Source organism: Microbispora bryophytorum (assembly GCF_006874465.1).
GTDB lineage: Bacteria > Actinomycetota > Actinomycetes > Streptosporangiales > Streptosporangiaceae > Microbispora > Microbispora bryophytorum.
This window is the reverse complement of sequence record NZ_VIRL01000002.1, coordinates 386225-406606: the sequence shown is the minus strand read 5'-3', so window position 1 is coordinate 406606 and position 20382 is coordinate 386225. Positions and strand designations below refer to the sequence as shown.

At 72.7% G+C, this 20382-nt stretch carries 18 protein-coding genes and 1 riboswitch; of the genes, 6 read left to right on the top strand and 12 right to left on the bottom strand.

Translation table 11 applies throughout. The annotated features are described in order from the left end of the window. Nucleotides 1-3 precede the first annotated feature (3 nt). From FLX07_RS06180 to FLX07_RS06150, 7 genes are all read right to left on the bottom strand, one after another. Nucleotides 4-1197 carry a hypothetical protein gene (locus FLX07_RS06180; RefSeq protein WP_189104944.1) on the bottom strand — a complete coding sequence of 398 codons (1194 nt, stop codon included), beginning with the start codon at nt 1195-1197 and terminating at the stop codon, nt 4-6. 186 nt (nt 1198-1383) lie between these two features. Beyond that, nucleotides 1384-2136, bottom strand: coding sequence for an endonuclease/exonuclease/phosphatase family protein (locus tag FLX07_RS06175; RefSeq protein ID WP_142568460.1), 753 nt, complete (start codon nt 2134-2136; stop codon nt 1384-1386). 4 nt (nt 2137-2140) lie between these two features. After that, complete coding sequence (locus tag FLX07_RS06170) at nt 2141-3085, bottom strand: ROK family glucokinase (RefSeq protein ID WP_142568459.1); 945 nt, start codon at nt 3083-3085, stop codon at nt 2141-2143. Nucleotides 3086-3248: 163 nt separating this feature from the next. Beyond that, nucleotides 3249-3695: a DUF5304 family protein gene (locus FLX07_RS06165; RefSeq protein WP_142568458.1), complete on the bottom strand. Its 447-nt coding sequence runs from the start codon at nt 3693-3695 to the stop codon at nt 3249-3251. Next, on the bottom strand, nt 3692-4852 hold the full coding sequence (locus FLX07_RS06160; RefSeq protein ID WP_142568457.1) for an ArsA family ATPase: 1161 nt from the start codon (nt 4850-4852) through the stop codon (nt 3692-3694). Before FLX07_RS06160 ends, FLX07_RS06165 begins: the two co-directional genes overlap by 4 nt. Beyond that, entirely contained in the window at nt 4849-5286 is a 438-nt protein-coding gene (locus FLX07_RS06155) for an SRPBCC family protein (RefSeq protein WP_142568456.1), read from the bottom strand. Before FLX07_RS06155 ends, FLX07_RS06160 begins: the two co-directional genes overlap by 4 nt. A 14-nt stretch (nt 5287-5300) precedes the next feature. Then, entirely contained in the window at nt 5301-6068 is a 768-nt protein-coding gene (locus tag FLX07_RS06150) for a metallophosphoesterase family protein (protein WP_142568455.1), read from the bottom strand. Between the two features lie 239 nt (nt 6069-6307). On the opposite strand from FLX07_RS06150, the gene FLX07_RS06145 reads away from it, so the two are divergent. The 4 genes from FLX07_RS06145 (at nt 6308) to FLX07_RS06130 (ending at nt 11921) form a co-directional block, all read left to right on the top strand. Next, nucleotides 6308-8107: an AMP-dependent synthetase/ligase gene (locus FLX07_RS06145; protein WP_142568454.1), complete on the top strand. Its 1800-nt coding sequence runs from the start codon at nt 6308-6310 to the stop codon at nt 8105-8107. A 264-nt stretch (nt 8108-8371) separates the two neighbouring features. Beyond that, nucleotides 8372-9232, top strand: a complete 861-nt coding sequence (locus FLX07_RS06140) for an SAM-dependent methyltransferase (protein WP_223852717.1) — start codon at nt 8372-8374, stop codon at nt 9230-9232. Nucleotides 9233-9494: 262 nt separating this feature from the next. Beyond that, nucleotides 9495-10394: a manganese catalase gene (locus FLX07_RS06135; protein ID WP_142568453.1), complete on the top strand. Its 900-nt coding sequence runs from the start codon at nt 9495-9497 to the stop codon at nt 10392-10394. A 270-nt stretch (nt 10395-10664) separates the two neighbouring features. Next, on the top strand, nt 10665-11921 hold the full coding sequence (locus FLX07_RS06130; RefSeq protein WP_229689636.1) for an Nramp family divalent metal transporter: 1257 nt from the start codon (nt 10665-10667) through the stop codon (nt 11919-11921). 121 nt (nt 11922-12042) lie between these two features. Here FLX07_RS06130 and FLX07_RS06125 read toward each other — a convergent pair whose 3' ends face one another. The 5 genes from FLX07_RS06125 to FLX07_RS06105 form a co-directional block, all read right to left on the bottom strand. Beyond that, entirely contained in the window at nt 12043-13152 is a 1110-nt protein-coding gene (locus tag FLX07_RS06125; protein ID WP_142568452.1) for a glycosyltransferase family 4 protein, read from the bottom strand. Nucleotides 13153-13263: 111 nt separating this feature from the next. Continuing rightward, nucleotides 13264-14217, bottom strand: a complete 954-nt coding sequence (locus tag FLX07_RS06120) for a hypothetical protein (protein WP_142568451.1) — start codon at nt 14215-14217, stop codon at nt 13264-13266. A 163-nt stretch (nt 14218-14380) separates the two neighbouring features. Then, nucleotides 14381-14953, bottom strand: coding sequence for a C40 family peptidase (locus tag FLX07_RS06115; RefSeq protein WP_223852718.1), 573 nt, complete (start codon nt 14951-14953; stop codon nt 14381-14383). 74 nt (nt 14954-15027) lie between these two features. Then, nucleotides 15028-15182: riboswitch (cyclic di-AMP (ydaO/yuaA leader) on the bottom strand. 317 nt (nt 15183-15499) lie between these two features. Continuing rightward, nucleotides 15500-16462, bottom strand: a complete 963-nt coding sequence (locus FLX07_RS06110) for a C40 family peptidase (protein WP_142568450.1) — start codon at nt 16460-16462, stop codon at nt 15500-15502. Nucleotides 16463-16611: 149 nt separating this feature from the next. After that, nucleotides 16612-17928 (bottom strand): NYN domain-containing protein, encoded by a 1317-nt coding sequence (locus FLX07_RS06105; RefSeq protein ID WP_142568449.1) that lies wholly within the window; start codon nt 17926-17928, stop codon nt 16612-16614. Nucleotides 17929-18300: 372 nt separating this feature from the next. Between FLX07_RS06105 and FLX07_RS06100 the strand changes: the two genes are divergently transcribed. Both FLX07_RS06100 and FLX07_RS06095 read left to right on the top strand, forming a co-directional pair. Further along, nucleotides 18301-20022 (top strand): DEDD exonuclease domain-containing protein, encoded by a 1722-nt coding sequence (locus FLX07_RS06100; protein WP_142568448.1) that lies wholly within the window; start codon nt 18301-18303, stop codon nt 20020-20022. A gap of 67 nt (nt 20023-20089) precedes the next feature. Beyond that, entirely contained in the window at nt 20090-20377 is a 288-nt protein-coding gene (locus tag FLX07_RS06095) for an Lrp/AsnC family transcriptional regulator (protein ID WP_142568447.1), read from the top strand. The last annotated feature ends 5 nt before the right edge of the window (nt 20378-20382 follow it).

The window sequence follows — 20382 nt, the reverse complement described above, 5'->3', positions numbered from 1 at the left end:
TGTTCATTCGGCTTCGCCGGCCGCCTTCACGGTGCCGGCGTCGGCGGGAGGCGGGCCGAACCGCTCCACCAGGTCGGTGTAGCGGCCCTTGTCGTCCAGCGTGTGGCCGACGCCCATGGTGAGGTCGCCGACGTGCGCGACCGCCTGGAGCCGCACCGTTCGCTCCTCGTCCGGCGCCGTGCCCCGCAGCGTGGTCCAGTGCGATCCGTCGTACCGGAGAAGGAAGCCCTCGGCCTCATGCCGCGGGTCGTACCCGGAGATCCAGAACACGCCGTCGCCGTCCCCCGTGACACCGTAGAGCTCGGCGCGCCGCTCCGGCGGCGTCACTCGTTTCCAGTGCTTGCCGTCCCAGTCGAGGACCAGCGGGGCGATGCCGCCGCCGCTCTGGTAGACGCCGCCGACCGCGACCGCGCGCTTGCGGCCGTCCGCGTAGACGTCCCGCAGAAAGCCGCCCTTGATCGCCGGCAGGGCGGCCTGTTTCCACCCGCTGCCGGTCAGGCGCATGGCCAACGGCCCGGCACCGGAGTCGCCCACCGCCCAGCCGTCCGACCGGCCCGCGAGCGCCACGCCGTACAGCGCGCCCGCGGGGCCCTGATCGGTCTTCCAGGTCGTGCCCTTGGAGGAGCCGCCGCTGCTCAGCAGGAACGTCTTGCCGTCCCGGCTGCCGGCCGCGACCACCCTCCCGGACGAGGCGGCGACCCCGCCGAGCCAGTCCCCGGTGCGCAGTTGCGGCACGCCGACGCGGTCGAACCCGTCGCGCGAGCCCTTCGCCACGTACGGCAGGCCGTCGTGGCCATCGCCGACGGCCCAGATCTCGGCGGCGGAGGCGGCGGCGATCGACCGCAGGTGGCCGGCGCCGGTGGCGTCGCCCCGGATCGGCACCTCGCTCCAGGAGGAGCCGTTCCAGTGGGTGATGATCCCCTGGTTGCGCCAGAAATCCCAGGCGTTCTGCTGGCCCACGGCCCAGATGTCCTTGACCGACAGGCCGGCCACGTCGGACAGCGAGCCGTCGGGCTGGAGCCGTCCCGTGGAGGAGCCCTCGTCCTGTGCGGCCTCGTCCCCCGATGGGCTGCGCTCCGCCTGGGCACGTGCGGTCCCAGCGTGCGCGACCGATGTGGCGCGCGGGAGGAGCCCGGCCAGCAGGCCGGCGGACAGCACACACAACGGCACCGCACGCCGTATGAGGCGGCGGGTCATGAAACGATCGTACGGGGGCCCGGCCACTCCCCGTCACACAGGCCGCGAATCCGATTACCCGCCGACGCGGGAACGCGACCGTCTCCGGCCGCCTCCTCGCGTCTTCGGCCGAGCGGAATCCGCGGGGCTGTGGCCCGGCAACGGCCCAGCAACGGCCCAGCAACGGCCCGGCCCCTCAGCCGCGTGTCAGGCCCGGGCGGACGGTGTGCGGGCGATCTCGGCGACGACCGGCCGGTGGTCGCTCGCGGCGGTCAGGTCCTCGGCCGGGACGGCCGCGCCGCCGTACGACACGACGGTCAGGCCCGGGCCCGCGAAGATCGCGTCGATCCGCACCCGGGGATCGCGGGCCGGGAACGTCGCACCGGCCCGGCTCTCGTCCTCGTCCGCCCCGATCCGCGGCGCGGGGCCTCGCACGGCGGCGAAGCAGTCCGTGTAACGGCCCCCGAGAAGACGCCAGACCGGGGCGCCGGGGATCTCGTTGAGGTCCCCGGCGAGCACCGGCGCGGCCCCGAACTCCCCGGCCGCGCGCTCCAGGAGCGCGACGATCTGGGCGGCGTGTCTCAGGCGCGCCCCCGCCAGGAGGTCGAGGTGGGCCGAGCACACGGCGTACCTCTCGCGGTCCTTCTCCACCGTCTTCTCCACGACGGCGAGCGCGGTGGAGCGCCATTCGAGCCCGGGGAACCACCGCAGGCGGTGCCCCCGCCCGTGCAGGAGCCGTACGGCCGGGGCGGTGAGCACGGCGGTCCCGCCGACGCGGCCTCCGGCGGCCACGGACAGACCGGCCGCGCGGACCAGCGCCCGCCGTTCCCGCCGCCAGCCGGGCAGGCGGGGCGCCTCCTGCAGGCACAGCACGTCGGGCCGCAGGGCCCGGATCACCCGGACCAGCGCCTTCCTGTCGTCCTTCAGTCCCCGCACGTTGTAGGTGGCGACGCGCAGCACGCCGTCAGCGGAGCCGGGCGAGGTCGGCGGCTCCCACCAGCCCCGCCGACGGGCCCATCTCGGCCACCCTGATCTCGGCGAGGGGGCGGTGGCCCCGGCCGGTCAGCCGCGCGGCGAACTCCTCGCGCACCCGGTCGACGAACAGGTCCGCAGCGCCGGAGACGCCGCCGCCGATGATGAAGCACCCGGGGTCGAGGACCGCGGCCATGTCGGCCAGCCCCTGGGCGAGCCATCGGGCGAGCGACTCGAAGGCGGCCAGCGCCGCCCGGTCGCCCTGGCGCGCCGCCTCGGTCACGTGCTCGCCCTGGACGCCCTCGGCCGAGCCGCCGCCGAGCCGAAGCAGGTGCGCGGCGCCCTCGGGGTCGGCCTGCGCGTTGTTCCTGGCCTCCATCAGCAGCGCGCTGCCGCTGGCGTACCGCTCCCAGCAGCCCTCGTTGCCGCAGCCGCAGGCGCGGCCGCCCGGCACCGCCTGCATGTGCCCGAACTCGGCGCCCATCCCCCACCGTCCGCGGTAGAGCTCGCCACCGAGCACGATGCCGCCGCCGATGCCCGTGCCCACGGTGACGCACAGGACGTGGCTCTCGCCCCGGCCCGCGCCGAAGCGGTACTCGCCCCAGGCCATGGCGTTGGCGTCGTTCTCGACCACGATCGGCAGGCCGACCAGCTCGCCCACCTTCTCGCGCAGCGGCTCCTCGCGCCAGGCGAGGTTGGGGGCGAAGCGGATGACCGATCGGGTCTCGTCGACGAAGCCCGCCGCGCCGATGCCGACGGCCTCGACGGAGTGCCGTGCCGCGAGCTCGGTCACCGCATCGGCGATCGTGAGCGCCATCTTCTCCGGGCTGCCTGCCGGGCTGTGCCGCAGGCCGCGCTCGATGATGGCGCCGTGCTCGTCGACGACACCATACGCGATCTTGGTACCGCCCACGTCCACACCGATGGTCAGCGCCATGCCGTCTTCCTTCCGCCCGATCCGCTTACGCCCGATCCGCGAGCGCCCGGGCCGTCACCCGCCCGAGCCATCACGCCGCGCCGATTGAAGCCGATCAAGACGGGTTGTGGCAATCCCGCCGTCCCCCGCCCTCACCCGCCCTCACCCGCCTTCGACCGGCCCGTCAGCCCAGATCGATGTGCTCGACCTTCGGCTCGCCGGAGCGGCGCTCCCCGGCCGGTCGCGCCCCGCCGCTCGCCGGGGGGCGCTGCAGGGCGTCGACCGCCTCCCGGAACGCCGTGAACAGCTCTCCGCCCGCCGCGATCAGGTGGCCGGTGACGTCGCCCCCGGACTCGCGGCGCGCCGCGATGACCCGGCACACCGGGCAGGCCCGGCAGACGTACTCGTCGTGGTCCTCCGAGACGGCCTCGCTCCACACGTCGCCGCCCCGGTCGCTCGCGCCGGCGCCGCCGAAGGCGGATCCGAAGCCGCTCACGCCGCCCTTCACGAGCCCCTTGCCGAACTCGCGGCCCATCCGCCGCTGCACGGCGTCCAGCAGCTTCATCGCCTCCTCCGCGGCCGACCCGAGTGGGTCCCGGCTACGCGGAGTGGTGTCGTTCGAATCCGTCATTTCGCCCCTCCTGCCTCGAACCGTACCCGGAGCCGGCCGTCCCGGAGCGCGGCCGAGGAGATCTCACGCCGGGCGAGGGCGGCGGGCAGGGTGATGACGCGCCGATAGGGCCCCGCGGTGACGATGATGTCGTCCCCCTTGCGGGCGAGGTCGAGGTCGTCCCGGTCCGCGAGCGGCAGGGACAGCGCCAGCTCGTCGGCCGTGAACCTCAGCGGCGGCTCGACGTCGGGGCGCGCGAGGGGATCCCGGTCCGCGTACATCCGCGCGGCGAGGCCCGAGAGCGCCGCGGTCCCGACCGGCTCCGCCGGGAGATAGGGGACGGTGAGGACGGGCAGCGGCGCGAACGACTCGTGCACCGTGGCGAGCTGCCTGGCCTGGGCCTCCACCCAGCCCAGCCGCCACTCGTCGGCGCCCTCCGCGGGGAAGACCCGGTTGGCGATCACCGCGTCGACGCGGTAGCCGTACAGGCTGAGCGAGGTGAGGGTGCGGCGGGCCTCGGCGACGACCACGGCCTCGGGGGTCAGCACGAGCCGCACGGACGCGTCGTCGCCGGTCAGCAGCGCGCGCACTTCCAGCAGGCCGCGGTGCAGCCGCTCCCCCGCCGAGACGACCTCGCCCTCGGGCACGCTCACCTTGGCGACGTGCCGGATGAACGGCGACAGCGCCCTGAGCATCCGCCTGCCGGCAGGGAGCAGGCGGTTGACGTGCCAGTCGAGCGCCTCCGGCAGAGCGAGCAGGCGCAGCGTCTCCGCGGTCGGGGCGCAGTCGACGACGATCACGTCCCAGCGGCCGGTGCGGGCCTGTTCACGCAGTTCGAGCAGCGCCAGGATCTCCTCGGCGCCGGGCAGCACGGTGATCTCCTCGGCGGTGATCTCGTCGAGACCGAGCTCGGCCAGCACGTTGCCGGCGTAGTCGCGTAACTCGCCCCAGTGCCGCTCCAGCGACTTCTGGCTGTCCACCTGCTGCAGGTGCAGGCCGGGCGCGACCTCGACCGGCTCGGCCGAGGGCGGCACGCCGAGCGCGTCGGCGAGCGAGTGCGCGGTGTCGGTGGAGACGATCAGCGTCTTGCCGCCCCGCTCGGCGGCGAGCGTGGCGGTCGCGGCGGCCGCCGTGGTCTTGCCGACCCCGCCCTTGCCGGTGAACAGGAGGATCCTCATCGGCTCTCGACGCGCCGCTTGAGCCCTTTCAGCGCGGTGTCGACGATGACCTTCTCGGCCTTGCGCTTGATCATGCCGATCATCGGGACCTTCAGGTCCACGGCGAGGTCGTAGGTGACCTCGGTGCCGCCGCCGTTGTCGGTCAGGCGGTAGCTGCCGGTCAGGCCCGAGACCATCTTCCCGGCCTCGGCCATCCGCCAGCTCACGCCCGCGTCGTCGTCCCAGTCGTACCCGAGGACGTACTCGTCGCTGATCACGCCCGCGTCGAGGACGAAGCGGACCCGGGAGGCCCGGCCGTCCGCGCCCGTCTCCAGGACCTCGGCCTTCTTCACCTGGCCGGCCCACTCCGGATAGGCCGGGAAGTCCGCGACGACGGCCATGATTGTCGACCGGCCGGCGCCGATCGTGATGCTCGACGAAGTGCGATCAGCCATGCGCCAACCGTACTTCACCATTCCAGGGCGAAAGGCGTGCCACGGCCGCGGAAATGGCCGACGTTGACGCACTCCGTGCGCCCGACACGGGTGCGGCCGACCAGCGGCTGGTGGACGTGGCCGAACAACGCGAAGCGGGGCTGCGTCCTTCTGATCGCCTCCAGCGTGGCCTCGCTGCCCCGCTCGAACCTCCGGGCCACCACGTCGTACAGCAGATCGGGGATGGCGGGCGGGATGTGGCAGCACAACACGTCCACCTCGCCGACCGCCTCGACCTTGCGCGCGTACTCCTCGTCGTCGATCTCGTACGGCGTGCGGTAGCGGGTGCGCAGGCCGCCGCCGACGAACCCGAAGGTCAGCCCGCCGATCTCGACCACCTCGCCGTCCAGGACCCGCTGCCCGGGCCGCAGGTGGTCGGCCCACAGGCGCGGCATGTCCACGTTGCCGTAAGTGAGGTAGGCCGGCGTCGGCATGGCGGAGAAGATCTGCTCGTACTGGCGGCGGACCGCCGCCTCCATGAGGTCGCGGGGGTCGCCGTCGAGGGAGGCCCACAGGCCGGCCGACAGCTGCCGCGCCTCCTCGAAGCGGCCCGCCGCGCGCAGTTCCACGTACTCGCTCGCCTTGTCGGCGCCGAACAGGCCGGGGAAGATGCCCTGCGAATGGTCGGCGTAGTCGATGAACAGGAGCAGGTCGCCGAGGCAGATCAGGGCGTCGGCCCCGTCGCCCGCACGGGCGAGCGCGTCGGCCCGGCCATGGACGTCGCTGACGACGTGGATGCGCATGGGGGACATGGTAACGGCCGCTTTACCTAGCATCCGCTTGGGTAACGGAAAGGTGTCGGGCCCGCCGCGCGGGGGGACACTGATAGCGTCGATTCGTCCCCGGATAACGCCTGGGTGACGGACCTACCCATGCGTAACATCCCACGGTAGCGTCCGGTGGGACACAAAGAGTCATGCCCGCAACGCGGTCCCCGCCCTGCGCTTCGGGGGTCGCGCGGCCGTGCCCCAAGGAGTGGCCCGTGCGCGAGTTCAGCGTTCCCGTGCTGGTGGACGTGCCCCCGTCCGCGAACTGCACCGACGTGGTGTTCCAGCGCGGCGTGGACGAGCCGGACGCCGTCGTCATCCGCCGCAAGGAGGGCGAGGACCCGGCCGCGCCGTGGACGCCGGTCACCGCCGCGCAGTTCAGGGACCGGGTGGCGGCCGTCGCCAAGGGACTGATCGCCGCCGGGATCGAACCCGGCGACCGGGTCGGCCTGATGTCGCGCACCCGCTACGAGTGGACGGTCGCCGACTACGCCATCTGGGCGGCCGGCGCGGTCGGGGTGCCGATCTACGAGACCTCCTCCGCCGACCAGGTGAAGTGGATCCTGACCGACAGCGGGGCCAAGGCCGCGTTCGTGGAGACGGCCGCGCACGAGGAGACCGTCCGCGAGGCCGTGCCCGGGCTGCCGCTGCTGTGGCGCATCGACGGCGCCGGGGTCGCCGAGCTGGAGCGCCTCGGCGCGGAGGTGACCAACGACACGCTCGCCGAGCGCCGGACGAGCCGGGGCGGGCTCGACCTCGCCACGATCATCTACACCTCCGGCACCACCGGCATGCCGAAGGGCTGCCGCCTGACCCACGACAACCTGCTGTTCACCGCGCGCAACGTCTCTCGCGGGCCGCTTGAGGCGCTCTTCGACGTGGAGGGCAGGGCCGCGCTGCTCTTCCTCCCCCTGGCACACAGCTTCGCCCGGCTCATCCAGATCGTCCTGATCGAGACCGGCACGGTGCTCGCGCACAGCCCGAACATGAAGAACGTGGCCCCCGACCTGCGGGAGTTCAAGCCCACGTTCCTGCTGGGCGTGCCGCGCGTGTTCGAGAAGGTCTACAACGCCGCCGAGCAGAAGGCCGACGCGGAGGGCAAGGGCAAGATCTTCCACGCCGCCGTGCGGACCGCTATCGAGTGGAGCAGGGCCGAGAGCTCCGGCGGGGCCGGCCTCGGCGCCCGGCTCAAGCACGCGGCCTTCGACAAGCTCGTGTACGGCAAGCTGCGGGCGGCCACGGGGGGCGCGCTGACCGCGGCGGTCTCCGGCGGGTCGGCCCTCGGCGAGCGGCTCGGCCACTTCTTCCGCGGCGTGGGGATCGAGGTGTTCGAGGGCTGGGGGCTGACCGAGACCAGCGCGCCCTCGACCGTCAACATCCCGGGCGCCAACAAGATCGGCACGGTCGGCAAGCCGTTCCCGGGCGTGAGCATCCGCATCGCCGACGACGGCGAGATCCTGGTGAAGGGCCGCCACGTCTTCGACGGCTACTGGAACAACGAGCGCGCCACCAAGGAGGCGATCGACCCGGAGGGCTGGTTCCACACCGGGGACGTCGGCCGCCTCGACGAACACGGCTACCTGAGCATCACCGGCCGCAAGAAGGAGATCCTCGTCACCGCCGGCGGCAAGAACGTCGCGCCCGCGCCGCTGGAGGACGCCATCCGGGCGCACCGCCTGATCAGTCAGGTCATGGTCGTCGGCGACGGCAAGCCGTTCATCGGGGCGATCGTCACTCTCGACCACGAGGCGATGGAGCAGTGGAAGCAGGCCAACGGCCGCTCCGGCGCCTCCATGGCCGAGCTCTGCTCCGACCCGGGCGTCGTCGCGGAGGTGCAGCAGGCGGTGGACGACGCCAACCGGATGGTCTCCAAGGCCGAGCAGATCAAGAAGTTCGGCATCCTCGACATCGAGCTGAGCGAGGAGACCGGACACGTCACGCCGAAGCAGTCGATCAAGCGGCACGTCGTGGCCCGCGACTTCGCCAAGCAGATCGACGAGCTGTACGGCGACTGACCGAGCGGGTGCGCCGAAACATGTCGATGGTCAATGAAAAGTTTCGACCGATTCGGCGCACCGCCCGCGCGGAGCGCGACAACGGCCGCGCGGCCTTCGACGCAGCGTGAATCGGGCAACCGGATCGGATCTATCGGTGCGGGTCTTCTGAGCCCCTGGCCGAAGACGACCTGCGGCGATGCCCGATGAAACGCGCGGACCGCCGAAAATATCGTTGTCGCCCCGCAATGTTGCGCTTTGCTTGGTTATGCTCCAGACGCATCCATGATCGAGACTGGAGAAGAGCGGGCGATGGGCGACAGGGTCGGCAACTGGAACTGGACGCACCGCGATCCCGACTACCTCCCGCCGGAGATCGACACGACCAAGCCCAGCATCGCGCGGGTGTACGACGCGTTCCTGGGCGGCAAGGACAACTTCGCCGTGGACCGCGCGGTCGCCACGGAGGGCATGCGGCACTTCCCCGACCGCGGCGAGGGCGCCCGTAACAACCGGGCCATGCTGTTCCGCGGCGTGAAGTACATGGCCGAGCAGGGCATCGACCAGTTCCTCGACATCGGCTCGGGCCTGCCCACGATGGACAACACCCACTCGGTCGCGCAGCGGATCAACCCCGCCGCGAAGGTCGTCTACGTGGACAACGACCCCATCGTGCTGGCCCACGCGCGGGCGATCCTGCAGACCGACGAGCGTACCCGCGTGATCACCGCGGACCTGCGCGAGCCCGAGGTGATCCTCGACCACCCCGAGGTCGACGGTTTCCTCGACTTCTCCCGTCCCATCGGCCTGCTGCTGGTGGCCGTGGTCCACCACCTCGCCGACGCGGAGGACCCGAACGGCCTCGTGGACACCTACAAGGCGCGCCTGGCCCCGGGCAGCTACATGCAGCTCACCCACTTCTGCTCCTGCGCGCCGGAGATGCGCGAACTGGAGGCGGTGCTGCTGCAGATGCTCGGCACCGGCCGGGCCCGGGACATGCCCGAGATCGTGCGGTTCTTCGACGGCCTCGACCTGGTCGAACCCGGGGTGGTGCACGTGCCCGAGTGGCGTCCCGAGGAACCCGTGAGCCACCCCCTCGACCTCGGCGGCGTCTGCGTCGCCGGCGGGATCGGCCGCAAGGCCTGACCGACCGGCCCGCGCTCCTCCTGACCCGCTCGCGCGCGGCGCTGTGTCGGATATGCGCGAACAGCTGGCTCTTCGCACCCAATCAGGGCATGGGGCGGCACCTGTCCATCCATTGGGTCCTTCGTTAGGTGTCGCTCCTGTGGTCCCGTTGCGCCACGTGTTGGGATTTATGCGTGACCCCCCACCACTTGCACCAGCGGGGTCGCACCCTTCGCCCGCGTAAGGCCTGCGGCTCCCTGTGGTTTCCTACGCGAGGAGTCCCATGTTCCGGCACAACCGCCGCCTGCAGTTCGAGGCCAAGCCAGAAAAGCCCGACCCGGTGTACGCGCGCAAACTCCAGGAGCTCATCGGCGGCGCCTTCGGTGAGATGACGGTCACCATGCAGTACCTGTTCCAGGGCTGGAACTGCCGCATGCCCGGCAAGTACAAAGACCTGATCATGGACATCGCCACCGAGGAGATCGGGCACGTCGAGATGCTCGCCACGATGGTCGCCCGCCTCCTCGAAGGAGCGCCCTCCACCGCGGTCACGAAGATGGCCACCGCCGACCCAGTGGTCGGCGCGGTCCTGGGCGGGATGGACCCGCAGCAGGCCATCGTGGCCGGCGGGGGCCCCCTGCCCGCCGACAGCAACGGATACCCCTGGAACGGCCGCTACATCGTCGCGAGCGGCAACCTGCTGGCGGACTTCCACGCGAACGTCGCGGCAGAGGCGCACGGCAGGCTGCAGACCGCCCGGCTCTACCACATGACGGACGACCGGGGCGTGAAGGACATGCTGAAGTTCAACCTCGCCCGCGACACCCTGCACCAGAACCTGTGGCTCAAGGCCATCGAGGAACTCCGGACGGACGGCCTGGAGGACGTCGTCGTGCCCGACGCGCTGTTCGACGAGGAGCACGCCGAGCACGCCGAGACGATCTGGGACCTGTCCGACGGCGCGGAGGCCCAGGCGGGCGGCTGGGCGAGCGGGCCGCAGCCCGACGGCCGCCACCAGTTCGCCTATCTCCTCAACCCGGAGCCGCTCGGGGATCTCGCGATGGCGCCGCCGCCCGACCCGAAGCTGTACGACACCTACGACGGCAGCATGGGCGAGCCCAAGAGCCCGGCCCTCGGCACCGAGGTGGGCCCCATGGGCAAGCTCAAGGACAAGCTCACCTGACCGAGCCCCGTCGAGCCGGCACGCACAGGCGGAGGCCGGTCGGACACCGGCCTCCGCCCTTTCCGCCGCGCCACGCTCGGCCCCGCGCCACGCTTGGCCCCGCGCCGCGCTCGGCCCACGGCGTCTGCGCCGTTCCGCAGGCGCCGCACCGCACCGCGGGGCTGCCGCCTCCGGCCGCCGGAGAACGCACCCGGGCCGGCGTGGGGCAGCCGCCGTGCCGCACGCCATATTTCCCGCCTGTGAGGCTTTCGTGTTTCCTGTGAGGCTTTCGTGCTCGACTCCCGCCGTCCCCTGAACGGGCCCGCGCCCGCCGCACCCGCCGAGGGGCGGGCGGCGCCGGGCCGCCTGGCGCGGCTGGCCGGCCTGTGCGGTCCCGCCTTCGTCGTCTCCGTGGCGTACATCGATCCGGGCAACTTCGCGACCAACATGGCGGGCGGCGCCCAGTACGGGACGATGCTGCTGTGGGTGATCGCCCTCGCGAACGTGCTGGCCATGTTCGTGCAGGCGCTTTCGGCCAAGCTCGGCATCGCCACCGGCCGCAACCTGCCCGAGCTGTGCCGCGACCACCTGCCGCGCCGGGTGAGCCTGCCGCTGTGGGTGCAGGCCGAGCTGGTCGCCGCCGCCACCGACCTGGCCGAGTTCATCGGCGGGGCGATCGCCCTGAACCTGCTGTTCGGCGTGCCGCTGCTGCCGGCCGCGGCCGTCACGGCCGTCGTCTCCTCGCTGCTGCTCATGCTCGCGCCGCGCGGACGCCGCCGGTTCGAGGCGACCGTCGCCGCGATGCTCGGGGTGGTCCTGGCCGGGTTCGCCTACCAGGTGCTGCTGTCGGGATCCCTCGCGGGCGTGGCCGGCGGCTTCGTGCCCCGCCTGGCCGGGACCGACAGCCTGCTGCTGGCCACCGGGATCATCGGGGCGACCGTCATGCCCCACGTCGTCTACCTGCACTCGGCCCTCACCCAGCACCAGGGCGCGGACGGCGGTCGCCGGGAGGCCGTGCGGGCCAGCAGGATGGACATCGCGGTCGCCCTCGGCACCGCCGGGCTGGTGAACATGGCGATGCTGACCGTGGCCGCCGCCACGTTCGGCGGCGGCGATCCCGGCAGCCTGCAGGCCATCCACGCGGGTCTCGGGCGGGTCCTCGGCCCCGGGGCGGCCGTCGCGTTCGCGCTCGCCCTGCTCGCCTCGGGCCTGGCCTCCTCCAGCGTGGGGACCTACGCCGGGCAGGTGATCATGGCGGGGTTCCTGCGCCGCCGCGTGCCGCTCCTGGCGCGGCGGCTGGTCACGATCATCCCGGCCATGGCGGTCCTGGCCGCCGAGGTGGATCCCACGCGGGCGCTCGTGCTGAGCCAGGTCGCGCTGTCCTTCGGCATCCCGTTCGCCCTGGTCCCGCTCGTGGCGTTCACCGGCAGCAGGAAGCTGATGGGCGATCTCGTCAACCGCCGCCTCACCACCGTCGCCGGCGTCGTCGTCGCCGGCGTGATCTGCGCGCTGAACGGTTTCCTCCTCGTGGAGGTGTTCACCGGCTGAGCCGCCGACGCCTTCCCCTGGTGCTCGGCCTCGTCGATTGGTGCCCGGCCTCGCCGGTCACCTCCGCCGTGGTCGCGTCGAGATCGCGAAGTGGCACGGGAGTGTCAGGCGGGAGACGAGGTCAGAGCAGTGCGGCGAACCGGGCCGCGACGAGGTCCCAGCGCCACTCCTCCTCGATCCAGGCCCGGCCCCGCCGCCCCATCTCGCGGGCGCGGGCCGGGTCGGCCAGTAGGTCGCCCAGGGCGCCGGCCACCGCCGTGTGCGACGTGCCGTCGACCACCAGGCCCGTCTCTCCGTGCCGTACGGCGTCGGGGGCGCCGCCGGAGGAGCCCGCGACCACCGGCAGTCCGGTGGCCGACGCCTCCAGGTAGACGATGCCGAGACCCTCGACGTCGAGCCCCCCGAGCCTGCTGCGGCACGGCATGGCGAACACGTCGCCCGCGTCGTAGTAGGCCGGGAGGGACGCCCAGGGGACGGACCCGGTGACGACCACCGAGCCACGCAGCCCGGCCCGGGCGGCCGTCCGCTCCAGCGTCCGCCGCGAGGGGCCACCGCCGACCAGGAGCAGGACCGCGCCGGGAACCCGCCGCAGGACGAGCGGCCAGGCCCGCAGCAGCACGTCCTGGCCCTTGCGCGGCACCAGCCGGGAGACGCACACGACCACCGGCCGATCGTCCAGGCCCAGGGACGCGCGGACCCGGTCCCCGCCCGCCCCCGGGCGGAAGACGGCGGTGTCCACGCCGGGCGCGAGCCGTACGAGCCTGGAGGCGGAGACGACCCGCGCGATCCGGCGACGCGTGTAGTCGCCGAGGTAGGTCACGACGTCGGCCCCCGCGCCGATGCGGCGCAGCAGGGCGCGCGCGCCCGGCAGGCGGGCCCACGACGCCTCGTGCCCGTGGGTGAGCATGACGATCCGGCCCGCGCCCGCGGCGCGCAGGACGGGAGCGAGCAGCCCCAGCGGCGCCGCCGCCCCGAAGACGACGGTGGCGCCGTCCTCGACCAGCGCCGCCGCCCTCTTCGCCACCGAGCGTGTCGGCAGCATCAGCGAGGAGGGATGACGGACCACCTCGTACGGCTGGCGCGCGTCGAACTCCTCGCACCCCTTCCAGCGCGGGGCGTACACGACCACGGAGCCGGGCGGCCTGCGCGAGGCGAGGCCGTGCACGAACGCCTGGATGCCGCCCGGTCTGGGCGGGAAGTCGTTCGTGACGATCAGCGTCCGCTTCGTCATCCTCACCCCCGCTGCCGGCATGGTCGCGCGGTCCGCCCGCGCCGCCCGAGAACGCATTGTCGCAGCCGTGGTCGTGCCCGCACCTCAAGGAATCAGGCGCCCTCGCGGAGGTCAGGGCCGGGCGAGCCGCTCGTGCGCGTACGACCGCCATTCGCGGGTCAGGCCGTCGGCGGTCAGCCCGAGAACCTCCCGCAGCGCCGGGCCGATCCCCTCGCGCAGTGTGGCGCGGTAGAGGGCGACCAGCCTCCGCTCACCGAACCGGGCCGCGATGTAGCGGCAGGCGAGCCACGCCTCCTCGTACGCCTGGGCGGGTCTGGCGGCGAAGTCGGCGGGCCCCGGCAGGGCGTTCAGCGCCGCCGTCCCGGCGGCCCCGTCCGCGGTCCCGTCGGTGGTCCCGTCGGTGGTCCCGTCTGCGGCGACGTCGGCGGCGAGTTCGGCGGCGATCGTGCGGACCGGCAGTCCGCTGTCCAGATAGCCCACGTAGTCGGCGAAGCCTTCCATGAGCCACATCGGCACCGTAGGGGGACCGGCGGTCGCGACGTGCGTCAGCTCATGGGTCACGACGACCATGCGGCCGGTCGCGGACAGGCGGGCGAACGCCGCCGGCTGCACGATCACGCGGCCGCCGGTGGCGACGGCCGCCAGACCGTCCACCTTCGCCGGCGCGGCCAGCACGGCGGCCTGCTCCTCGGTGCGCGGCACGAGGACCACCGCGCCGCCGTACCCGCCCCAGACCCTCGTGACCGTGCGGCCCGCGCGATCGGCCAGCGCCGCGATCTCGGCGACCAGCCGCCGGGGCGACCCCACGACGACGGCGCGCTCGCCGCGGGCGACGGAGGCGCCGATCCACATGCCCGGTCGCTCCCGCACGGCGGCCCGGGCGTCCAGCCGCGGGGCGAGCAGCGGGTCGGGCGGGGCCGCGGCGGCGGACCCGGCGAGCAGCGCGGCCAGCGCGGCGGCCACGGCCGCGATCCGGCGGCGGGGAAGGACCCCGCCGGGCGGAACTTCGGGCCGGCGCCGACCGGCCTCGGCGCGCACGCTCGGCACGCCCACAGGCACGGGCACAGGCACAGGCACAGGCACAGGCACAGGCACGGGCACGGGCGCGCCGCTCGTGGCAGTCACGCCGTGCATGCTAACCGGCACGTGCCACGGCCCCGTCCACCTCGGCGAGGTGGACGGGGCCGCGAGGACGGCGCCGGTCGAGGGGGCTGGTGACCGGTGCCCGTCAGACGCCCGGACGGACGGCACCCACGAAGGTGCTCCTCCGATAGGCGTCCAGCTTGTCGATCCGCACCCGGGTGCCGGTGTGCGGAGCGTGGATCATCTTGCCGTGCCCGACGTACATGCCGACGTGGCCGCCGCCGCTGGTGAAGATCAGGTCACCGGGCTCGAAGTGACCCCAGGACACCTTCTTCCTGACCGCGCCGCGAATGGACCACGTCGTGCGCGGCAGCCGTACGCCCGCCCTGCGCCAGGCGTACTGGACCAGGCCCGAGCAGTCGAACGCGCCCGGTCCCGTCGCTCCGTAGCGGTAGGGGTCGCCGATCTGCTTTTCCGCGACCTTCACCGCGCGCAGGCCCTTGGCCCGCTGGAGCGAGGCCCTGCTGATCTTCCGCTTGGCGGTGGTCTTCTTGGTCTGCCGCTTCTTCGCGGCGGCCTTGCGGGCGGCGGCGTCCGCGCTCTTCTCGGTGCCCGTCTTCGTAGCCGTCTTCTTGGCTGGGGCCGTCTTGACGACCGTGACCGTCACCGTGTCGGCCGCCGCCGGATGTACTCCGGCGGCCCCTACGGATGCCGTCAAAGCAGCACCACCAAGGGCAATTCGGGCAAGACGGGACAGACTAGCGGGGGTGGTAGACAGGATCTCTCCTCGGGTCTTCCGCTCACGCCTACCGGGTTAGCTGACGGGTTCGGGCGGGGAAGTCGCCCTACGGCGCGCGATGCGCCGATTCACCCCGGACCTTCGCGTGAAGGTCGATGGTTCCCCGGCTCCGTGCCTCCTGACTGCACGGACTCGGCAGGCCACCGGCGCCGGAGGATCCCGCGAAGGGGAGGGTGATGAAGGGCGCCGATGACGGTGGATGACTGCGCGACCCGGCCGGCCGGACCGGGTGCGCCGCGGCGAGGCGTGCTCGCCGCGGCCCAGAAGCTACCCAGGACCCGCCGCATTCGGCAAAGTCCTCCCGCCGGATAAAGATCAGATAACGAAGGCCGCCGAGAAGAAAGCGCAGCGTACCCCGCACAGCAAACCGCTAATTGTGACTCTGCTCACAATCTCCACAACACCGGCCAAATCGGGGCACAGAAGCCCCAAAAGGCACAGAGATCACAGAGCCGGTCGAGCCCCTCAGGGGCGCACGGCTCCGATCGCGTGATACTCGGCGAGTGAGACAATCTTCACAACATCGCCGGTCTGCGGAGCGTGGACGACCTTGCCGTCGCCGGCGTAGATGCCGACGTGCCCGTACCCGGCGTGCCAGAGCAGGTCGCCCGGCTGGAGCTCGTCCAGCGAGACCCTGCGGCTCGCGCCCCAGGCCCACTGTTCGTAGCTGGTCCGGGGCAGCGTCACGCCCGCCGCCGCCCACGCGGCCTGCACGAGCCCCGAGCAGTCCCAGGAGGCCGGTCCCGTGCCCCCGTAACGGTAGGGCTTGCCGACCTGCTTGTAGGCGAACTGGAGGGCCGACAGCGCGTTGCCGGACGCCGGCCCGGTGTAGACGACGCCGGCGCTGTTGGGGTTGCCGGGGTTGAACGTCCCGAGCGAGCGCAGGAGCTTCATCTGCTCCCGGACGAGCTTGTCGACCTTCTCCTTCTCGCCGGCGAGCTCGCCCCTGACGTCGGTGGCCTCCTTGTAGACCACCTTGCTCTGGTCGCGGCGGTCCTTGAGGTCCTTGATGGCGCCCTCGTACTCCCTGAGCCGCCCGGCCCGCTCGGCCGACATGTGGTTGAGCGTGGCGAGGCCGCTGAGCATGGCGTCAGGGTTGGAGCTGTAGAAGACACCGCCCCACGAGCCCATATCGCCGACCTGGTAGCTGCTGACGGCCATCGAGACCAGCCCGGAGCGCAGCGCCTCGACCCGGGTGTTCTGCTTCTTGTAGTCGTCGTTGATCGCGAGGTACTTCTGCCGCGACTTCTTCCACTTCTCGTTGGCCGCGTTGTAGCGGTCGACGAGCTTGTCGGCCTGCTCGTTGAGCTTGCTCAGCTTCGCCTTGGCCTGCGCGACCGTGGGCTTCGGATCCGCCTGCGCGCCCGTCACCGGCGTAAGCAGGATCACGGCGGCCAGACCGGCGGCCACCGGCACACGCCCTCGCACTGAGCCCCCTTGAGGATCAACCTCTTAGATCGACGAAACCTGCGGCGCGACTCTATCTAGGCGATCTTGAAGCTTCAACCTATTCGCAGGTATTCGCGACAGTCATCACTCCTCGTGACGGCGTGGGTCCGGAGCGCGCGTACGGCGTTTCAGCCCCGGCCGAGGCGGCGCAGCAACAGGAGCGAGGGCACCGGCCGGGCGCCCATGCGGCGCACCGACTCGGCCACCTCCCGGTCGGAGGAGGCCACGGCGATGGCCCGCCCCGGCGGCTCCGCCCGCACCAGCGTGCGGATGAGGTCGTCGGCGATCTCCCCGGGCGCGCTGAACATCACCCGCACCCCGCGCGGCGCGGACACCTGGACGGGCCCGTTCAGCTCGGCGCCGTCGAACACGCACGTCACCTCCGCCCGCGTCTGCACGGCGAGCCCGCCGAGCCCGGTCAGCAACCGGGCCCGCTGGTCGGCGAGGGTCAGCGACGGATAACCGGTCTTGGTCACGTTGTAGCCGTCGACGATCAGATGCAGATGAGGGATGGCCAGGAGCTGATCGAGGAGCTGGGGATCGTCGTTGGCCAGCGCCCGCGCGGGCACGGCCGTCACTCCAGGCTCGCCCGGCACCACCGCGTTCACGTAGTCGGCCGGCCTGCTGATCGTCGTGGGCAGGCCGAGCTCCTTGCGCAGCCCGGCGGCGGTGTCCTGAAGCGCGTCCAGCAGCACCCGCACCCGGGCGTCCTCGACGCTGCGGCCCTCACGCGCGGCCCTGCGGCTGGCCTCCAGCTGGCGCTCGACGTCCGCCAGGCGCTCCCTGAGCCGCCGCAGCTCGGTCTCGGCCGCACCGTTGGCGCTCGCGGCCCTGGCCCGCGCCTCGGCCGTCCCCGCCTCCACCTCGGCCGCCCTGGCCTCGGCGGCCCTGACCCGCTCGCGGGCGTCGTGCAGCTTGCGCCGCAGGTCGGAGTTCTCCACCCGGGCCGCCTTGAGCTGCTCGCGCACCCGGTCGATCTCCTCCTTGGCGGAGGCGCGCTGCGCCGCGAGCTGCTCGCGCAGCCGCGTCTCCGCCTGCTCTCGCTGGGCGCCCGCGGCCGCGGCCTGCTCCAGGTCGGTCCGCGCCTGCTCGACCAGGTCCGGCCACCCGGGCGGGCGGGTCAGGTACGCCGCCGCCGCGACCAGCACCGGCTCGGCCGCGGGAGGCACCGTGCCCTCGGCCAGGCTCGCCACCAGCTCGGGCCAGGCGGTCTCCACCGCCTCGGCCACCCGCTCGCGGAACTCCTTGTCGTTCTCCAGCTGGGTCGCGATCGGCGCGCTCCCCAGGCGGGCGCGCTTGCGCGGGTCGAACCTGGCGATGTTGCGCAACGGGGGCGGCACGGCCGCGGCGGGCATCGAGCCCAGCACCTGCGCCGCGACCTCCACCACGTGTAAGCGGATCTGCTCGGGCAACGGACGAGACAGGCCTTCTCCGGCTGAACTCATCTCGTCGCTCCTCGGTCGTGTCCTAGAGATCTTCTGCCTACTGCGGTCGCCCCCGGCGGCGCCTCGCGGTGCTGTCGCCCCCGGGTGCGAGAAGGTCCCGATGCCCGCCGCCCGCGAGGCCCGGCCTCGCGGCGCGCTCACCAGACCGCCCTCACACGGCAAGATCTGCGAGACACTCCCCTGTCCATGTCTTCTTTTAAGGGTACGACCGTCGCACCGTGTCCATGTCGCGTTCATGATCTGTCACCGGGCCTCGCACCGGCGGGGCCGGGCGAGGCGCCCGCGACACCCCCTCCGCCCACCTGACCGTCGCTTTGCCTCCGCCGGGGGCGGGGGCGGCAATTGTCGGTCGGGACTTCTATGGTCATGGGCGTGGATGCGGTACAGGGCACGCTGGACGAGCTCGGCACTCCCCTGCGGGAGGTGACGTTCGTCGTCTTCGACCTGGAGACCACCGGCGGGTCCGCCGCTGAGCACGCCATCACGGAGATCGGCGCGGTGAAGGTGCGCGGCGGCGAGGTGATCGGCGAGTTCGCCACGCTGGTCGACCCCGGGGGCCCGATCCCGCCGTTCATCTCCGTGCTGACCGGCATCACCGACGCGATGGTCGTGGCCGCGCCGAAGTTCTCCGAGGTGCTGCCGAGCTTTCTGGAGTTCGTCGCCGGGGCGGCGCTCGTGGCGCACAACGCGCCGTTCGACATGTCCTTCCTGAAGGCGGCGTGCCAGGTCAACGGCTACCCGCCCCCGGCCAACCCGGTGGTGGACACGGCCGACCTCGCGCGCCGCGTGCTGACCCGCGACGAGACCCCCAACTGCAAGCTGGCCACCCTCGCGCGGGTCTTCCGAAGTTCCACCGAGCCCTGCCACCGGGCGCTCGCCGACGCGAAGGCCACGGTCGACGTGCTGCACGGCCTCATCGCGCGGGTCGGGTCGCTCGGCGTGCACACGCTGGAAGACCTGCGCGGCTTCGTGCGCGCCCCCACCCCGGAGCAGCAGCGCAAACGCCACCTCGCCGAGGGGGTGCCCGGCGCGCCCGGCGTCTACGTCTTCGAGGACGACAGGGGCGAGGCGCTCTACATCGGGAAGAGCTCCAACCTGCGCAACCGCGTGCGCAGCTACTTCACCGCGAGCGAGACCCGCTCGCGCATCCGCGAGATGGTCGGCATCGCCGAGCGGGTCAGGACGATCGTCTGCGCCACCGCGCTGGAGGCGGAGATCCGCGAACTGCGGATGATCGGGGTGACCAAGCCGCGCTACAACAGACGGTCCCGCTTCCCCGAGCGGGTGGTCTGGCTCAAGCTGACCGACGAGGCGTTCCCCCGGCTCAGCGTGGTGCGCGAGGTGAAGGACGACGGCGCGGCCTACCTCGGCCCGTTCGGCAGCAGCCGCACCGCCGACGACGCGCGGACCGCCATGCACGAGGCGCTGCCGCTGCGTCAGTGCACCGAGCGGCTGTCGGCCCGGGTGCGGCGCCCGGCCTGCGCGCTCGCCGAGATCGGCCGGTGCGGCGCGCCCTGCGAGGGCCGCGAGAGCGAGGAGAGCTACGCCGGCCACGTCCGCCGTGCCCGGCACGCGATGGAGCTCGACGCCGATGCGGTCTTCTCCGCGATGGAGGCGCGCATGAGCCGTCTGTCGGCCGAGCAGCGATACGAGGAGGCGGCCGTCGACCGGGACCGGCTCGCGGCCTACGTCAGGACCGCCGCGCGCATGCAGCGCCTGCGCTCGCTGACCGGCATCCCGCAGATGGTCGCGGCCAGCCCGGCCTTCGACGGGGGCTGGGACATCCACGTCATCCGGCACGGCAGGCTCGCCGCGGCCGGCGTGATGCCCCGGGGCGCCCACCCCACGCCGTACGTGGACGCGCTGGTCGCCACGGCGGAGACGGTCCTGCCCGGCCCCGGCCCCACCCCGGCCGCCAGCGCCGAGGAGACCGAGTGCGTGCTGCGCTGGCTCGACTCCCCCGGCGTGCGCCTCGTTCAGGTCGACGGCACCTGGAGCCTTCCCGCGTACGGCGCGGGGCGGCTGATCGAGCGCATCGAGCGCGCCTACCGGCACCAGCGGAGCGACCGCCGTGAGGGACGGCCTCTGCGGTGACGCGGCGGGGGTGGCACTAAGGTCGGGGGCGACAGACCCGAGCCGCGAGACAGCAGGAGAGACGCGAATGGTCACCGCGATCGTCCACATCAAGGCGGACGTCGACAAGATCCCCGAGGTCGCCGAGGCCATCGCCGAGATCGAGGGCGTCAGCGAGGTGTACTCGATCACCGGCGAGTTCGACCTGCTGGCCATGGTCAGGGTCGGCCGCTACGACGAGGTGGCCGAGGTCGTGCCCGGCCGCGTCAACAAGGTGCCCGGCGTGCGCCACACCGAGACGCACATCGCCTTCCGCACCTACTCACGCCACGACCTGGAGGCGGCCTTCTCCATCGGCCTCGCCGACGCGGACTGACCCCG